Below are 14,537 nucleotides of genomic sequence, written 5' to 3' on the forward strand. Positions count from 1 at the left end.
CGAGCAGGCTCACTTCTACAGGGGGAACGCATTCCAAGTGTAGGAGTGAGCCTGCTCGCGATGGCGTCGACTCGGTCTGAAGCGAATCAGTCGAGGGTCGAACCACTGATGGAAGTGCCACGCTCCGGGAAGAACAGTCGCTGCAGTTCAGTGCCCGGATTTTCCGCGCGCATGAACGCTTCGCCGACCAGAAACGAATACACGTCGCTGATTTCCATCAACTCGACATCGGCGCGGTTGAGGATGCCGCTCTCGGTAATCACCAGACGATCGCGCGGAATGCGCGGCAGCAGGTCGAGGGTGGTTTCCAGGCTGACGTCGAAGGTATGCAGATTGCGGTTGTTGACCCCGACCAACGGCGTGTCGAGGGTTTTCAACGCACGTTCCAGTTCATCACCGTCGTGCACTTCGACCAACACATCGAGACCGACGCTTTTGGCGACGGCGGCCAGCTCGGCCATTTTCACGTCATCCAGTGCGGAGACGATCAACAGCACACAGTCGGCGCCCAGCGCACGGGCTTCAACGATCTGGTAAGGATCGATCATGAAGTCCTTGCGGATAACCGGCAGGCTGCACGCGGCACGGGCCTGTTGCAGGTACGCATCGGCGCCCTGGAAGTAGTCGATGTCGGTCAGTACGGAAAGACAGGTCGCCCCGCCCTTCTCGTAGCTTTTGGCGATGTCGGCCGGAACGAAGTCCTCGCGGATCACGCCTTTGCTTGGCGAAGCCTTTTTGATTTCGGCAATCACCGCAGGCTGCTTTTTCTTGGCTTGCGCCAGCAATGCCTGGGCGAAACCACGGGGTGCATCGGCCGCCTTGGCCAGACTTTCCAGCTCGCTCAGGCTGACGCGAGCGCTACGCTCGGCGACTTCCTGAACTTTGCGCGCCAGAATGTTTTCCAGAACCGTCGGTACACTCATCCCTCATTCTCCACTTTGAATACCGCGGTAAAGGCACCCAGCTCCTCGAGTTTTTCCCGAGCGAGGCCGGTGTGCAGAGCGTCGTGCGCAAGCTCGACGCCCTGTTTCAAACTACTGGCCACGTCAGCGGCATACAGCGCTGCACCGGCATTGAGCACAATCATTTCGGCGGCTTTCTGGCCGTTTTCGGTTTTGCGCTTGCCGAGAGCATCGCGGATCAGCGCCAGCGAGGCTTCCGGGCCGTCGACCGACAGACCGTGCAGGCTCTGGCTCTTCATGCCGAGGTCTTCCGGCTCGACCCAATATTCAGTGATTTCGTTGTTCTTCAGCTCGGCGACAAAAGTCGGCGCAGCGAGACTGAACTCGTCCAGACCGTCCTTCGAATGCACCACCAGCACATGCTTGCTGCCCAGACGCTGCAAGACTTCGGCCAGTGGCCGGCACAGCGCCTTGTTGAATACGCCCACAACCTGATGCTTCACACCGGCCGGATTCGTAAGCGGGCCGAGCATGTTGAACAGCGTACGCAGACCGAGATCGCGGCGCGGGCCGGCGGCGTACTTCATGGCTTTGTGGTGGGTCTGGGCAAACATGAAACCGATGCCGACGTTGTCGATGCAACGCGCGACTTGAACCGGCGTCAGGTTGAGATAGATACCGGCCGCTTCGAGCAAATCGGCGCTGCCGCTCTTGCCCGATACCGCGCGATTACCGTGCTTGGCTACGGTGCAACCGGCAGCGGCAACCACAAAAGAAGAGGCGGTGGACACGTTGAAAATGTTGGCGCCGTCACCACCGGTGCCAACCACGTCGACCACGCCGTCGAGGGTTTTCAGGTCAACCTGATCGGCCAGCTCACGCATCACCGACACAGCGCCGACGATCTCGTCGATGCTTTCGCTCTTCATGCGCATGGCCATCATGAACGCGCCGATCTGCGCGTCGCTGCACTGGCCGGTCATGATTTCGCGCATCACGTCGCGCATTTCATCGGTGCTGAGGTCGAGGTGTTCGACGATACGGCTCAGGGCTGTCTTGATATTCATGGGAAGTCCTTAGCGCGTGCCGCCGGTTTGTTTGAGGAAGTTGGCAAACAGTTCATGACCCTGTTCGGTCAGGATCGACTCGGGGTGGAACTGTACGCCCTCAATGTTCAGGGTCTTGTGACGCAGGCCCATGATTTCGTCGACAGAGCCATCATCGTGTTGGGTCCACGCGGTCAGTTCGAGGCAATCGGGCAAAGTGTCGTGCTTGACGATCAGCGAGTGGTAACGAGTGACGGTCAACGGATGATTGAGGCCGGCGAAAACGCCCTTGTCCTCGTGGAATACCGGGCTAGTCTTACCGTGCATCACTTGGCGGGCGCGGACTACATCGCCGCCAAAAGCCTGGCCGATGGACTGGTGGCCAAGGCAGACACCGAGGATCGGCAGCTTGCCGGCGAAGTGTTTGATGGCTTCGATGGAGATGCCGGCTTCGGTCGGTGTACACGGGCCTGGCGATACCACGATGCGCTCAGGTTTCAGCGCCTCGATTTCGGCGACGGTCAATTCGTCGTTGCGCACGACTTTGACCTCGGCACCCAGCTCGCCGAGGTATTGCACAACGTTGTAAGTAAAGGAGTCGTAGTTGTCGATCATCAGCAACATGGCGTGTCGAACCTCTTGAATTCTGATTTGAAAACAGCCTTCAGATCACTTGCCCGCAGGGCGCTGCACGATGTCGGACGCAGGTGGACGCGTCGGCACAGCGGCATTTCAAACAGGCAAGGAAGGCAAAGCGATACAGATCCGGCGGGGCCGGCAGAAAAGATTCAGGCGCGCCAACGCCAGCGGGCGTGTGCCTTGATGACTTGATCCAGAAGTTTGCTGGTGATCAACACGGGGAAGGTCTCGTTCATACGTTCCGGCACAGTAACTTAGCTGGGCGGAGCGTGCAATATGGCCGGGACCGCGGGAGATAAAACCGGGGGAGGATTCACGACCGATGGCAAAACGCCGGGAGTTTTTGGTACTGTCGTTTCGTTCACCTACAACAATAAATAAACGGACTTGCTCATGATCAAACAGATGTTGTTTGTACCGCTGGCCGGATGCTTGCTCGCACTGGCCTGCGCCCAGGCCAATGCTGCGCCCAACCCCTATTCGAATTTCATTGTTTTCGGCGATAGCCTGAACGATGCCGGGACCTTTACCGACACCGGCGGCCCGGCCGGCTCCACCGAGCGTTACACCAACCGTACCGGGCCGGTGTATCAGGATGGCAGCGGTGAACTGTATTCATTGAATTCCACGCAATTACTCGGCGGGCGCCTGGGTTTTTCCGCAGACCAGACAGCCTCTTCCAGTTCCGCAGTGCGTGCCGAAAACGGTCAACCTGATGGCAACAACTGGGCGGTCGGCGGCTATCGCACTGACCAGATCCTCGATTCGATCACCACACAATCCGCTACCGGTGAGCGCACCCGTGCCGGTTACCTGCCATCCAACGGTTTGCGCGCCGACCCGAATGCGCTGTATTACATTTCCGGCGGCGGCAACGACTTCCTGCAAGGGCGCATTCTCAGCCTGCCGCAAGCCAACGCCGCCGCCGATCGACTGGCTGACAGCGTGCAAACCCTGCAAACCGCCGGCGCCAAATACGTGATGGTTTGGCTGTTGCCTGATGTTGGCCTGACCCCGGCCATCAACGGTACGCCGCTGCAAGCCTTCAGCAGCCAGCTCGCCACGCAGTTCAACAGCCAGTTGGTCACACGCCTGCAAGGCATCAACGCCGAAGTCATTCCGCTGAACATTCCGGTGCTGCTCTCGGAAGTGTTTGCCGATCCAGGACGTTTTGGCCTCGCCACTGATCAGAATCTGACCGCGACCTGTTTCAGTGGCAGCGGCTGCACCGAGAACGCCCGTTACGGGATCAACAGTGCGACACCTGACCCGAGCAAGCTGATCTACAACGACGGCGTACACCCGACCGAAGCCGGACAAAAACTGATCTCCGATTACGCCTACTCCCTCCTCGCCGCACCTTGGGAACTGACGCTGTTACCGGAAATGGCCCACGCCACCGTGCGCGCGCATCAGGATGAACTGCGCAACCAATGGCAAGCGGACTGGGAAAACTGGCAAGCGGTCGGTCAATGGCGCGCCATTGTTTCGGCGGGTGGCCAGCATCTGGATGTCGACAGCCAAAGCAGCGGCGCCAGCGCCGACGGCAGCGGTTACAACCTCAACGTCGGCGGCAGCTATCGCTTGAATGAAGCCTGGCGCGTCGGCGTGGCAGGCGGTTTCTACCGGCAGAATCTGGAAGCCGGACATAACGACTCGGACTACAAACTCAACAGCTACATGGCCACGGCATTCGCCCAGTTCCAACAGAACCGCTGGTGGGCTGACGCGGCGTTGACCGGCGGCAAACTCGACTACGACAACCTCAAGCGCAAGTTCGATCTCGGCGCCAGCGAAGGTGCGGAGAAAGGCGACACTGACGGCAGCCTCTGGGCCTTCAGCGCTCGTGTCGGTTACGACATTGCCCAGCCGGGCAGCGAGTGGCACCTGTCACCATTCGTCAGCGCCGACTACGCCAGCGTTGATGTCGATGGTTATTCAGAGAAGAGCAACCGCGCCACGGCATTGACCTTCGATGATCAGACCCGTGACTCGAAGCGTCTGGGTCTGGGCTTGCAGGGCAAATACAACATCACCCCGCAGACTCAGGTGTTCGGCGAGTACGCTCATGAGCGTGAGTACGAAGACGACGTGCAAAAGGTCAACATCGCGCTCAATACCTTGCCGGCGAATGACTTCAAACTTGAAGGCTATACGCCGCAGAGTCATTTGAACCGCTTGAGCCTGGGCATCAGCCACAAGCTCACGGCTGATCTGGCGCTGCGCGGCGGTTACTCGTTGCGCAAGGATGATGACTTTACCCAGCAGGGTGTGAATGTTGGGGTCGTTCTGGACTTCTAAACCCCAGGTACAAAAAAAAGCGGCGCCCTCACAGGCGCCGCTTTTTTATTGCCGAACGCAAAGCAAATGTAGGAGTGAGCCTGCTCGCGATTGCGGATTTACATTCAACAGATTTGTTGACTGACCCACCGCTATCGCGAGCAGGCTCACTCCTACAAGGGTTTTGTGTTGGTCAAGCTTCCGGGGTTTGCTCGGCCAGGGCCACGGCACGAAACATCGCGCGGCGTTTGTTCAGGGTTTCTTCCCATTCCAGCGCCGGCACCGAGTCGGCAACGATGCCGCCACCGGCCTGCACGTGCAGCTCGCCGTTCTTGATCACTGCCGTGCGAATGGCAATCGCGGTGTCCATGTTGCCGTTCCAGGCGAAGTAACCGACCGCGCCGCCGTAGACGCCACGCTTGACCGGCTCCAGTTCGTCGATGATTTCCATCGCGCGAATCTTCGGGGCGCCGGACAAGGTGCCCGCCGGCAGAATCGCTCGCAACGCATCCATCGCCGTCAGCCCTTCTTTCAACTGGCCGGTGACGTTGGAGACGATGTGCATAACGTTGGAATAACGCTCGATGACCATTTTCTCGGTGAGCTTCACCGAACCAATCTCCGAGACGCGACCGGTATCGTTGCGACCGAGATCGATCAGCATCAAGTGCTCGGCGATTTCCTTGTCGTCCGACAGCAGGTCTTCTTCCAGCGCCACGTCCGCCTCTTCGGTCGCGCCACGTGGGCGAGTGCCGGCAATCGGGCGCACGGTGATCAGGTTGTCTTCAACGCGCACCAGCACTTCCGGCGAACTACCGACAACATGGAAGTCGCCGAAGTTGAAGAAATACATGTACGGCGTCGGGTTGAAGCAACGCAGGGCGCGGTACAGATCGATCGGTGCAGCCTTGAAGTCGATCGACATGCGCTGCGACGGCACGACCTGCATGCAGTCACCGGCAAGGATGTATTCCTTGATGGTGTCGACGGCTTTTTCGTAGTCGTTCTGGGTGAAACTGGAGCGGAACACTGGATCAGCCGATTGCTGCTTACTGAAATCCAGGCCACGGCGCGGAGTGATCGGCTGGCGCAGCTTCTCGAGCAATGCCTGCAGTTGCGCCTGACCTTGTTCGAAGGCATCCGCCTGCGCAGGGTCGGCCAACACGATCGCGTGCATCTTGCCGGCGAGGTTGTCGAACACCACAACAGCGTCGGAAACCATCAGCAAAATGTCCGGCACGCCCAGTGGATCCGGGTTCGGGCACTTGCCCAGACGCTTCTCGACATAACGCACGCAGTCATAACCGAAATAACCGACCAGACCACCGTTGAAACGCGGCAAACCGGCAATGGTTGGCACGTTATAGCGCGCCTTGAAGGTTTCAACGAACGCCAACGGGTCTTCCACGTCGTGGCTTTCGGTCTCGACGCCATCAACGGTGATACTGACGTGATGGTCGTGAACCCGCAGCACGGTGCGGCACGGCAGGCCGATGATCGAGTAACGGCCCCATTTCTCGCCGCCCTGCACCGATTCGAGCAGGTAGGAGTTGGGCTGGTCGGCCAGTTTCAGGTAGATCGACAGCGGCGTGTCGAAGTCGGCCAGGGTTTCGCAGGCCAACGGAATGCGGTTGTAGCCGTCAGCGGCCAAGCGCAGGAATTCTTCGCGGATCATAAGGTGCCTCGTGGTGTGAGGGGCAAATCAGTCAGGTATGCAAACGCGCCGGCAGGCCGGCCAGGAACAAGTCAGGCGCGCCAACGCCAGCGGGCCAGGGCCTTGATGACTTTCATCCAGAGTTTGCGAGTGACCACCACGATGGCGTTTCCAGAATGGGATTGAGCAGCGTCGGGCAACGTTATCTCAGCGGCCGAACCGAGGCAACCGGGAATTAGCTTGCGCAGATCGTCGATCACCAGCGCCGGTGATTCTTCGGCAATCGGTCGACCGTGGTTGTAGCCATAGCTCAGCGCCACGCATTTGACCCCCGCCGCTTTCGCCGCCAGTACGTCGCTGCGCGAGTCGCCGACGAACAACGATTGCGAGGCCGGGATGTTGGCCATTTTCATTACGAAGAACAGCGCGGCTGGATCCGGTTTTTTCTGCGGCAAGGTATCGCCGCCGATGATCCACTTGAAGTAGCGGCCGATCTTCATCTGATCCAGCAGCGGCGCGACGAAACGCTCCGGTTTGTTGGTGATCAGCGCCATCGCCACGCCTTGCTTGTGCAGCCACTTGAGGGTGTCGCGCACGCCGGGATAGACCACGGTCAGCTCATGGCTGGCGCCGTAGGCTTGCATGAACACTTCCAGCGCATGTTCGGCTTCGACGTCATCCACCGCCGAATGATCAATACCACCGGCCAACGCACGGCGCACCAGGACCGGCGCGCCGTTGCCAACCCACTCGCGCACCGAGTCGATGCCCGCAGGCTTGCGGCCGAGGGAGAGCAGCATGGTGTCCACCGCTGCTGCCAGGTCTGGAACCGAGTCGATCAGCGTGCCATCCAGATCGAACATCACCAGCCGAGGCAGTTTTCCCGGGAACAGCTGCTCAAACCCGCTCATGGGCGCGCCAGCGCCAGTTCGGAACGCATCTTGTCGATGACTTCCTGATAGTTCGGCGCATTGAAGATCGCCGAGCCGGCAACAAAGGTATCAGCGCCAGCGGCAGCGATTTCACGGATATTGTTGATGTTGACGCCGCCGTCGATTTCCAGGCGGATGTCACGGCCCGAGGCATCAATGATCGCCCGTGCTTCGCGCAGTTTGTCGAGGGTGCCGGGAATGAATTTCTGCCCGCCGAAGCCCGGGTTGACGCTCATCAGCAAGACCATGTCGACCTTGTCGATCACGTACTTGAGCACGTCCAGCGGCGTCGCCGGGTTGAACACCAGACCGGATTTGCAGCCGCCCTCACGGATCAGTTGCAGCGAACGATCAACGTGCAGCGTGGCTTCCGGGTGGAAAGTGATGTAAGTAGCGCCGGCTTCGATGAAGTCGCCAACGATACGATCCACCGGGCTGACCATCAGATGCGCATCGATCGGCGCGGTGACGCCGTACTTGCGCAATGCCGCGCAGACCATCGGGCCGATGGTCAGGTTTGGCACGTAGTGGTTGTCCATGACGTCGAAGTGGACGAAGTCGGCGCCAGCGGCCAGAACGTTGTCGACTTCCTCGCCGAGGCGGGCGAAGTCGGCGGAGAGAATCGACGGAGCAATTACGAAGGGCTGCATGACGCACCTTTTCTGAGCTAAATCACGATGGCGCGCATTGTATACCTCAAGTTTCCAAGCGCGCACCGTGACCGCGATGATTGGGTTGTGCCATGACGGATGACCGGCGCTGACTCAATACGCCGCGCGATAGATCTTCTCGATGTCCACAGCGCTGAGTTTGCGCGGGTTGTTGCGCATCAGCCGTTCAATGCCTGCAGCCTCCACGGCCATCGCCGGGATCGCCTCTTCCGGCACGCCGAAACTGCGCAGCCCGGCAGGAATTTCCACGGCCGCGCACAAGTCGGTCATCGCCTGTACGGCTTTGTCCGCCGCCTCGGTTGCACTCAAATGAGCAGTCTTCACCCCCATGGCTTCGGCGATATCCTGCATGCGCTCGACGCAAGCCATCTTGTTCCAGGTCATGACATACGGCAGCAGCAACGCGTTACTGACGCCATGGGCAATGTTGAAACGCCCCCCCAGCGGATACGCCAGCGCATGCACCGCGCCGACCCCGGCATTACCAAACGCCATGCCGGCCATCAGGCTGGCGGTGGCCATGTCTTCGCGGGCTTGCAGATTTGCACCGTTGGCATAAGCCTTGGGCAGGGACCTGGCAATCAGCTTGATGGCACCGATGGCCAGCGAGTCGGTGATCGGCGAGGCATTCACCGACAGGTAGGATTCGATGGCGTGCACCAGTGCGTCGACGCCACTGGCGGCGGTGACGCTGCGTGGGCAGGTCAGGGTCATTTGCGGGCTGACCAGCGCCACGTCCGGTAATAGAAAGTCGCTGACGATGCCTTTCTTCAATTGCGCGACTTTGTCCGAGAGGATCGCGACGTTGGTCACTTCGGAACCGGTGCCGGCGGTGGTCGGGATGGCGATCAGCGGCGGGCCTTTGCGCGGCACCTGATCGACGCCGAACAGATCTTCAAGTGCGCCGTGGTAACCGGCGTAGGCGGCGACGCTTTTGGCGATGTCGATGGCACTGCCGCCACCGAGGCCGATCAATCCGTCATGCCCGCCTTCGCGGTAGACACGCATGCAGTCTTCGACGATGGCGATTTCAGGGTCGGGCAGCACACGGTCGAAAATCTCGTAGTCGCGCCCGCCCAATTGGCACAGCGCCAGCTCGACAGTGCCGGACTTGACCAGCGCGGCGTCGGTGACGATCAGCGGATTGTCGATATCGAGGCGAGTGAGTTCGGCGGCCAGTTGTTCGATGGCGGCGGCGCCGGTGATCAGTTTGTGAGCGATTTTGAACTGGGACAGACTCATCGTGCGCAGCCTCTTATAGATATGGGAGCTGGGCACAAGATTAGCTGGGGATTTGGGGTTGTCTGCTATTCAGGGTGTGAATGGTTGATCGGTTAGAAAATCAAGAGCCCCTCACCCTAGCCCTCTCCCGGAGGGAGAGGGGACTGATCGAGGTGAATGTGAGAGGTACACCGACGTGCGATACCGAGTCGAACTCAGGTTTTGAAAAACAACGATCTGCCCCCTTCCCCCCGAAGGTAAAAAGACTGACCGAGGTGGATGGGAGAAGTACACCGACGTGCTATACCGAGTCGAACTCAGGTTTTGATAACCATGAAGATCTGCTCCCTTTCCCCCTCGCCCCCTTGGGGGAGAGGGCTGGGGTGAGGGGGTAAGCTTTTGATCTGGCCCTTAAACCTGAGCCGTACGCAGTTTCTCGCTACGCCCACGCAGCCATTCCAGAGTCAGCAACAGGATGACTGAGAAGGCAATCAGCAAAGTAGCAGCCGCGGCAATCGTCGGGCTGAGATTCTCGCGAATCCCGCTAAACATTTGCCGAGGCAACGTCGCCTGCTCAGGCCCGGCAAGAAACAGCGTCACCACCACCTCGTCAAACGAGGTAGCGAACGCAAACAGCGCCCCGGAAATCACCCCCGGCGCAATCAGCGGCAAGGTCACCCGACGAAACGCCGTCAGTGGCGAAGCACCAAGACTAGCCGCTGCACGCACCAGATTATGGTTAAACCCCTGCAACGTCGCCGACACCGTGATGATCACAAACGGCACGCCCAGCACCGCATGCACGACGATCAATGAGAAAAAGCTGTTACCCAACCCCAACGGCGCAAAGAACAGATAACTCGCCACACCAATGATCACCACCGGCACCACCATCGGCGAAATCACCAGCGCCATCACCAGCGCTTTACCGGGAAAGTCACCGCGAGTCAGGCCAATCGCCGCCAGCGTGCCAAAGATCATCGCCAGCACCGTGGCCGCCGGGGCAACGATGATGCTGTTCTTCAGTGCGCGCATCCATTCCGCCGAAGCGAAGAAGTCGTGATACCACTGCAGCGAGAAGCCTTGCAGCGGATAGACCAGAAAACTGCCCGAGTTGAACGACAGCGGAATAATCACCAGCACCGGCAGAATCAGGAACAACAGAATCAGGCCGCAGAGGATCCGCAGGCTGTAGAACCACACCCGTTCAATGGGCGACATGTAAGGACTCAGCATCTCGAATTCCCCTTAGCTCAGGCGCAGGCGACTGGCGCCCACCAGCCAGCTGTAAATCAGATAAAGCACCACGGTCGCCAGCAGCAACAGCCCGCCCAGTGCGGTGGCCATGCCCCAGTTGATGCTGGTATTGGTGTAGAAGGCGACGAAGTAGCTGACCATTTGATCGTTCGGGCTGCCGAGCAGCGCCGGGGTGATGTAGTAGCCGATGGCGAGGATGAACACCAACAGGCAACCGGCGCCGACACCGGCATAGGTCTGCGGGAAGTACACCCGCCAGAAACTGGCAAACGGATGGCAGCCAAGGGAGATCGCCGCGCGCATGTAAGTCGGCGAGATGCCTTTCATCACGCTGTAGATCGGCAGGATCATGAACGGCAACAGGATGTGCACCATCGAGATGTACACACCGGTGCGGTTGAACACCAACTCCAGCGGTTTATCGATGATGCCCATGGCCATCAGACCGCTGTTGATCAGGCCGCCCGATTGCAGCAGTACGATCCATGCGGCTACGCGCACCAGAATCGAGGTCCAGAACGGCAACAGCACCAGAATCATCAGCAGATTGCTTTGCCGCGATGGCAGGTTCGCTAGCAGATAAGCCAGTGGATACGCCAGCAGCAGGCAGATCACGGTGATCACTAGGCCCATCCAGAAGGTGCGGGCGAAGATGTCGAGGTAGATCGCCTGATCCGGGGTGGCTGGGGCGATTTCGCCGAGGTCGTCGATACGGTGGTCGACGGACGCCAGCAGGTAATAAGGCGTGATGCTGCTGGTGTTGCGTTTGACCGCCTGCCAGTAGGCGGGGTCGCCCCAACGTTCGTCGAGAGCTTCCAGCGCTTCTTTATAAGAGGCCGGTTCGCTGGCGAACGGCAGCGCCCGGGCGGTTTTGGTCAACAGGCTGCGATAGCCGGCCAACTCCATGTTCAAGCGCTTGGACAAATCGCCCAGCGTCTGGTTTTTGCGCGCTTCGGCGAGGTCTTCGCCGGCGGCTTTATAGACCGGTTCAGCGGGCAGGCCGCGGCCGTCCCAACTGGCGATGGCCGCCACGGTGCGCGGCATGCCGCCGACCACTTCGGTGTTGCCGACGCTTTTGTAGAGCAGCGCCACGATCGGCACCAGAAACACCAGCAGCAGAAACAGCACCAGCGGCGCAATCAGCGCTTGAGCCTTCCAGCGGTTGACCCGCTCGGCGCGCTTGAGCTTCTGCTTCAAGGTGGGGCTGTTGCCCTCGTTCAGGGGAACGGCGATGGCCATGACGTACTCCGCAAATCTTTGATCGTTACAGAGGTGGCGAACCACCTCGATCGATTGATGCACACAGATCCAAATGTGGGAGCGAGCTTGCTCGCGAAGGCGGCGCATCAGTCGACATCAATGTTGAATGGACTGGCGCTTTCGCGAGCAAGCTCGCTCCCACAGGAGAGCGAGCCCTCGGTTATTTCGCCGCCCAGGAGTTGAAGCGCTGCTCCAGTTGCTCGCCGTTGTCAGCCCAGAAGCTGACGTCGATCTGCACCTGGTTGGCGATGTTTTCCGGGGTGGTCGGCATGTCTTTCAGGACATCCTTGGCCAGCAGCGGCACAGCCTGGGTGTTGGCCGGGCCGTAGGCGATGTTTTCCGAGTAGGTCTTCTGTTGCTGCGGCTGTACCGAGAAGGCGATGAACTTCTTCGCCGCTTCCGCGCGTTTGGCGTCCAGACCTTTCGGAATGGCCCAGGCGTCGAAGTCGTAGATGCCGCCGTTCCACACCACTTTCAGGTTGGATTCTTTTTGCACGGCAGCGATGCGACCGTTGTAGGCCGAGCTCATCACTACGTCACCGGAAGCGAGGTATTGCGGCGGTTGCGCGCCGGCTTCCCACCATTGGATGCTCGGTTTCAGCTCATCAAGTTTCTTGAACGCGCGATCCTGGCCCCCCTTGCTCGCCAGTTCCTTGTAGACGTCTTTCGGCGCCACACCATCGGCCATCAAAGCGAATTCGAGGGTGTACTTGGCACCTTTACGCAGGCCACGTTTGCCCGGGAATTTCTTGGTGTCCCAGAAATCCGCCCAACTGGTCGGTGCGGTTTTCAGCTTGTCGGCGTTGTAAGCGAGTACGGTCGACCAAACGAAGAAACCTACGCCGCACGGCTGAATTGCGCCTTTGACGTAATCTTCGGTTTTGCCGAACAGCGCCGGGTCGAGTTGTTCGAACATGTCTTCGTCGCAGCCACGGGACAGCTCTGGCGATTCAACTTCGACCAGGTCCCACGACACGCTCTTGGTGTCGACCATGGCTTTGACCTTGGCCATTTCGCCGTTGTATTCGCCGGCGACGATCTTGCCGTTGCCCGCCGCTTCCCACGGTGCATAGAAGGCTTTGACTTGCGCCGCCTTGTTCGCCCCGCCAAACGACACCACGGTCAAATCCGGGCCAGCGGCCATTGCGCTTGCCGCACCCATCAGGCCCAGGGTCAGGGCGGTGAACTTCAGGGATCTCAACATTTATTGTTCTCTCCACGTGCAGGGTTGGTGTTGGTATTGCCGGGGCGATCAGTTCGCCTCTAAAAGCGGATCAAGCGCGCGAACGTGCTCGACCTGCCAGCCAAGCGGTACCACGTCACCGACGGCGAGCGCTGGATCGAGCTCGGCAATCGGTTGTTTCACGAAGAAGTCGGTCTTGCCGCAGACTTCCAGGCGCACCCGGACGTGGTCGCCCAGATAGATGAATTCCGCCACCCTCCCTGAGAAGCGGTTAACGCATTGATCGCTCGAACCGTTGAGGCTGACGCGCTCCGGACGGATCGACAGGGTTACCGGCTCGCCGGTCTGGCCGACGTTGACCGCCAGCGCCTCGACCTTTTCGCCACGGCCCAACTCGACCACGCAGCGCTCGCCGCTCTGGCTGAGCAGGCGGCCGTTGAGGCGGTTGTTCTCGCCGATGAAGTTGGCGACGAAGGTATTTTTCGGTTCTTCGTAAAGGGTGCGCGGTGGGGCGATCTGCTGGATTTCGCCTTGATGGAACACCGCGACGCGGTCGGACATGGTCAGCGCTTCACCCTGATCGTGGGTCACGTAGACCACGGTCACGCCGAGACGCTGGTGCAGGTGTTTGATTTCCATCTGCATGTGTTCGCGCAGTTGTTTGTCGAGGGCGCCAAGGGGTTCGTCCATCAACACCAGTTGCGGTTCGAACACCAGCGCGCGGGCCAATGCCACACGTTGTTGCTGACCACCGGACAACTGCGCCGGATAGCGGGAAGCGAACGCATCGAGCTGAACCATGCTGAGGACTTTCTTCACGCGGTCGCTGACATCACTTTTGTTCAGGCCACGGACGGTCAGCGGGAACGCGAGGTTCTCGGCCACAGTCATGTGCGGGAACAGCGCGTAGTTCTGGAACACCATGCCGATGTCGCGTTTGTGCGGCGGCACATTGTTGATCGAGCGCCCAGCCAGCAGAATCTCGCCGGCGGTCGGTGTTTCGAAACCGGCGAGCATCATCAGGCTGGTGGTCTTGCCGGAACCGGACGGCCCGAGCAGGGTGAGAAATTCGCCTTTGCGAATGTCCAGGTTGAGGTCTTTGACGATCAGGTTCTCGCCGTCGTAGCTCTTCTGCACTCCACGAAAGCTGACCAGCACATCACTGGCCCCTGCGTTTGTATCGACCTGGCTCATACCCACACCTTTGTTGTTGATGACTGCTTGTGGATTAAGCCTAGTGGTTGCTGACTGGCACGCAAATCGGGGCGCAGGAGAGAATCGCCTCAGCCGGATGGAAGGTTGGGGGTAGGGATTGCCCTACAAGGATGGCGCTAATGGATAAGGCAGTGACGAGGGTTGAGCTGCAAGCTGCAAGAACAAGCAAAAGCGCGTGTCGCTAACAGATATGCCCAAAATTTCTGGCGCTATGGAGATCCCCTGTAGGAGTGAGCCTGCTCGCGATAGCGGTGGATCAGCCAACACTTCAGTGAAT

The 14,537-nt window shown here is 59.6% G+C and carries 12 protein-coding genes; 1 reads left to right on the forward strand and 11 read right to left on the reverse strand.

The features are described 5' to 3' along the window. Positions 1 to 86 precede the first annotated feature (86 nt). Genes trpC through ACW9IR_RS20220 form a run of 3 tightly spaced genes read right to left on the reverse strand, consistent with a single transcriptional unit; the run spans position 87 to position 2,572 of the window. The gene (trpC, locus tag ACW9IR_RS20210; RefSeq protein ID WP_007918803.1) at positions 87 to 923 is read right to left on the reverse strand and encodes an indole-3-glycerol phosphate synthase TrpC; all 837 of its coding nucleotides are present in this window, start codon (positions 921 to 923) and stop codon (positions 87 to 89) included. Continuing rightward, positions 920 to 1,969: an anthranilate phosphoribosyltransferase gene (trpD, locus tag ACW9IR_RS20215; protein WP_457464860.1), complete on the reverse strand. Its 1,050-nt coding sequence runs from the start codon at positions 1,967 to 1,969 to the stop codon at positions 920 to 922. The genes trpC and trpD overlap by 4 nt, the downstream gene beginning before the upstream one ends. Positions 1,970 to 1,978: 9 nt before the next feature. Continuing rightward, positions 1,979 to 2,572 carry an aminodeoxychorismate/anthranilate synthase component II gene (locus ACW9IR_RS20220; RefSeq protein WP_016983475.1) on the reverse strand — a complete coding sequence of 198 codons (594 nt, stop codon included), beginning with the start codon at positions 2,570 to 2,572 and terminating at the stop codon, positions 1,979 to 1,981. A 408-nt stretch (positions 2,573 to 2,980) separates the two neighbouring features. Between ACW9IR_RS20220 and estP the strand changes: the two genes are divergently transcribed. After that, the gene (gene estP / locus ACW9IR_RS20225; RefSeq protein WP_457464863.1) at positions 2,981 to 4,888 is read left to right on the forward strand and encodes an esterase EstP; all 1,908 of its coding nucleotides are present in this window, start codon (positions 2,981 to 2,983) and stop codon (positions 4,886 to 4,888) included. Between the two features lie 172 nt (positions 4,889 to 5,060). Here the strand turns inward: estP and trpE are convergent, their stop codons facing one another. The 8 genes from trpE to ACW9IR_RS20265 form a co-directional block, all read right to left on the reverse strand. After that, positions 5,061 to 6,542, reverse strand: coding sequence for an anthranilate synthase component I (gene trpE, locus ACW9IR_RS20230; protein WP_110720713.1), 1,482 nt, complete (start codon positions 6,540 to 6,542; stop codon positions 5,061 to 5,063). Between the two features lie 71 nt (positions 6,543 to 6,613). Next, positions 6,614 to 7,432 carry a phosphoglycolate phosphatase gene (locus ACW9IR_RS20235; protein WP_095122636.1) on the reverse strand — a complete coding sequence of 273 codons (819 nt, stop codon included), beginning with the start codon at positions 7,430 to 7,432 and terminating at the stop codon, positions 6,614 to 6,616. Then, positions 7,429 to 8,103 (reverse strand): ribulose-phosphate 3-epimerase, encoded by a 675-nt coding sequence (gene rpe, locus ACW9IR_RS20240; protein WP_457464866.1) that lies wholly within the window; start codon positions 8,101 to 8,103, stop codon positions 7,429 to 7,431. Before rpe ends, ACW9IR_RS20235 begins: the two co-directional genes overlap by 4 nt. Positions 8,104 to 8,217: 114 nt before the next feature. After that, the gene (locus tag ACW9IR_RS20245; RefSeq protein WP_457464868.1) at positions 8,218 to 9,366 is read right to left on the reverse strand and encodes an iron-containing alcohol dehydrogenase; all 1,149 of its coding nucleotides are present in this window, start codon (positions 9,364 to 9,366) and stop codon (positions 8,218 to 8,220) included. A 390-nt stretch (positions 9,367 to 9,756) separates the two neighbouring features. Then, the gene (locus ACW9IR_RS20250) at positions 9,757 to 10,581 is read right to left on the reverse strand and encodes an ABC transporter permease (protein ID WP_008084123.1); all 825 of its coding nucleotides are present in this window, start codon (positions 10,579 to 10,581) and stop codon (positions 9,757 to 9,759) included. Positions 10,582 to 10,593: 12 nt separating this feature from the next. Further along, positions 10,594 to 11,841: an ABC transporter permease gene (locus ACW9IR_RS20255; RefSeq protein ID WP_457464870.1), complete on the reverse strand. Its 1,248-nt coding sequence runs from the start codon at positions 11,839 to 11,841 to the stop codon at positions 10,594 to 10,596. Between the two features lie 181 nt (positions 11,842 to 12,022). Continuing rightward, positions 12,023 to 13,066 (reverse strand): ABC transporter substrate-binding protein, encoded by a 1,044-nt coding sequence (locus ACW9IR_RS20260; RefSeq protein WP_038363355.1) that lies wholly within the window; start codon positions 13,064 to 13,066, stop codon positions 12,023 to 12,025. 48 nt (positions 13,067 to 13,114) lie between these two features. Beyond that, a complete protein-coding gene (locus tag ACW9IR_RS20265) occupies positions 13,115 to 14,239 on the reverse strand; it encodes an ABC transporter ATP-binding protein (RefSeq protein WP_038363353.1) in 1,125 nt (374 codons plus the stop codon). Positions 14,240 to 14,537 lie beyond the last annotated feature (298 nt).

Source organism: Pseudomonas sp. SDT291_1_S447, from assembly GCF_054070155.1.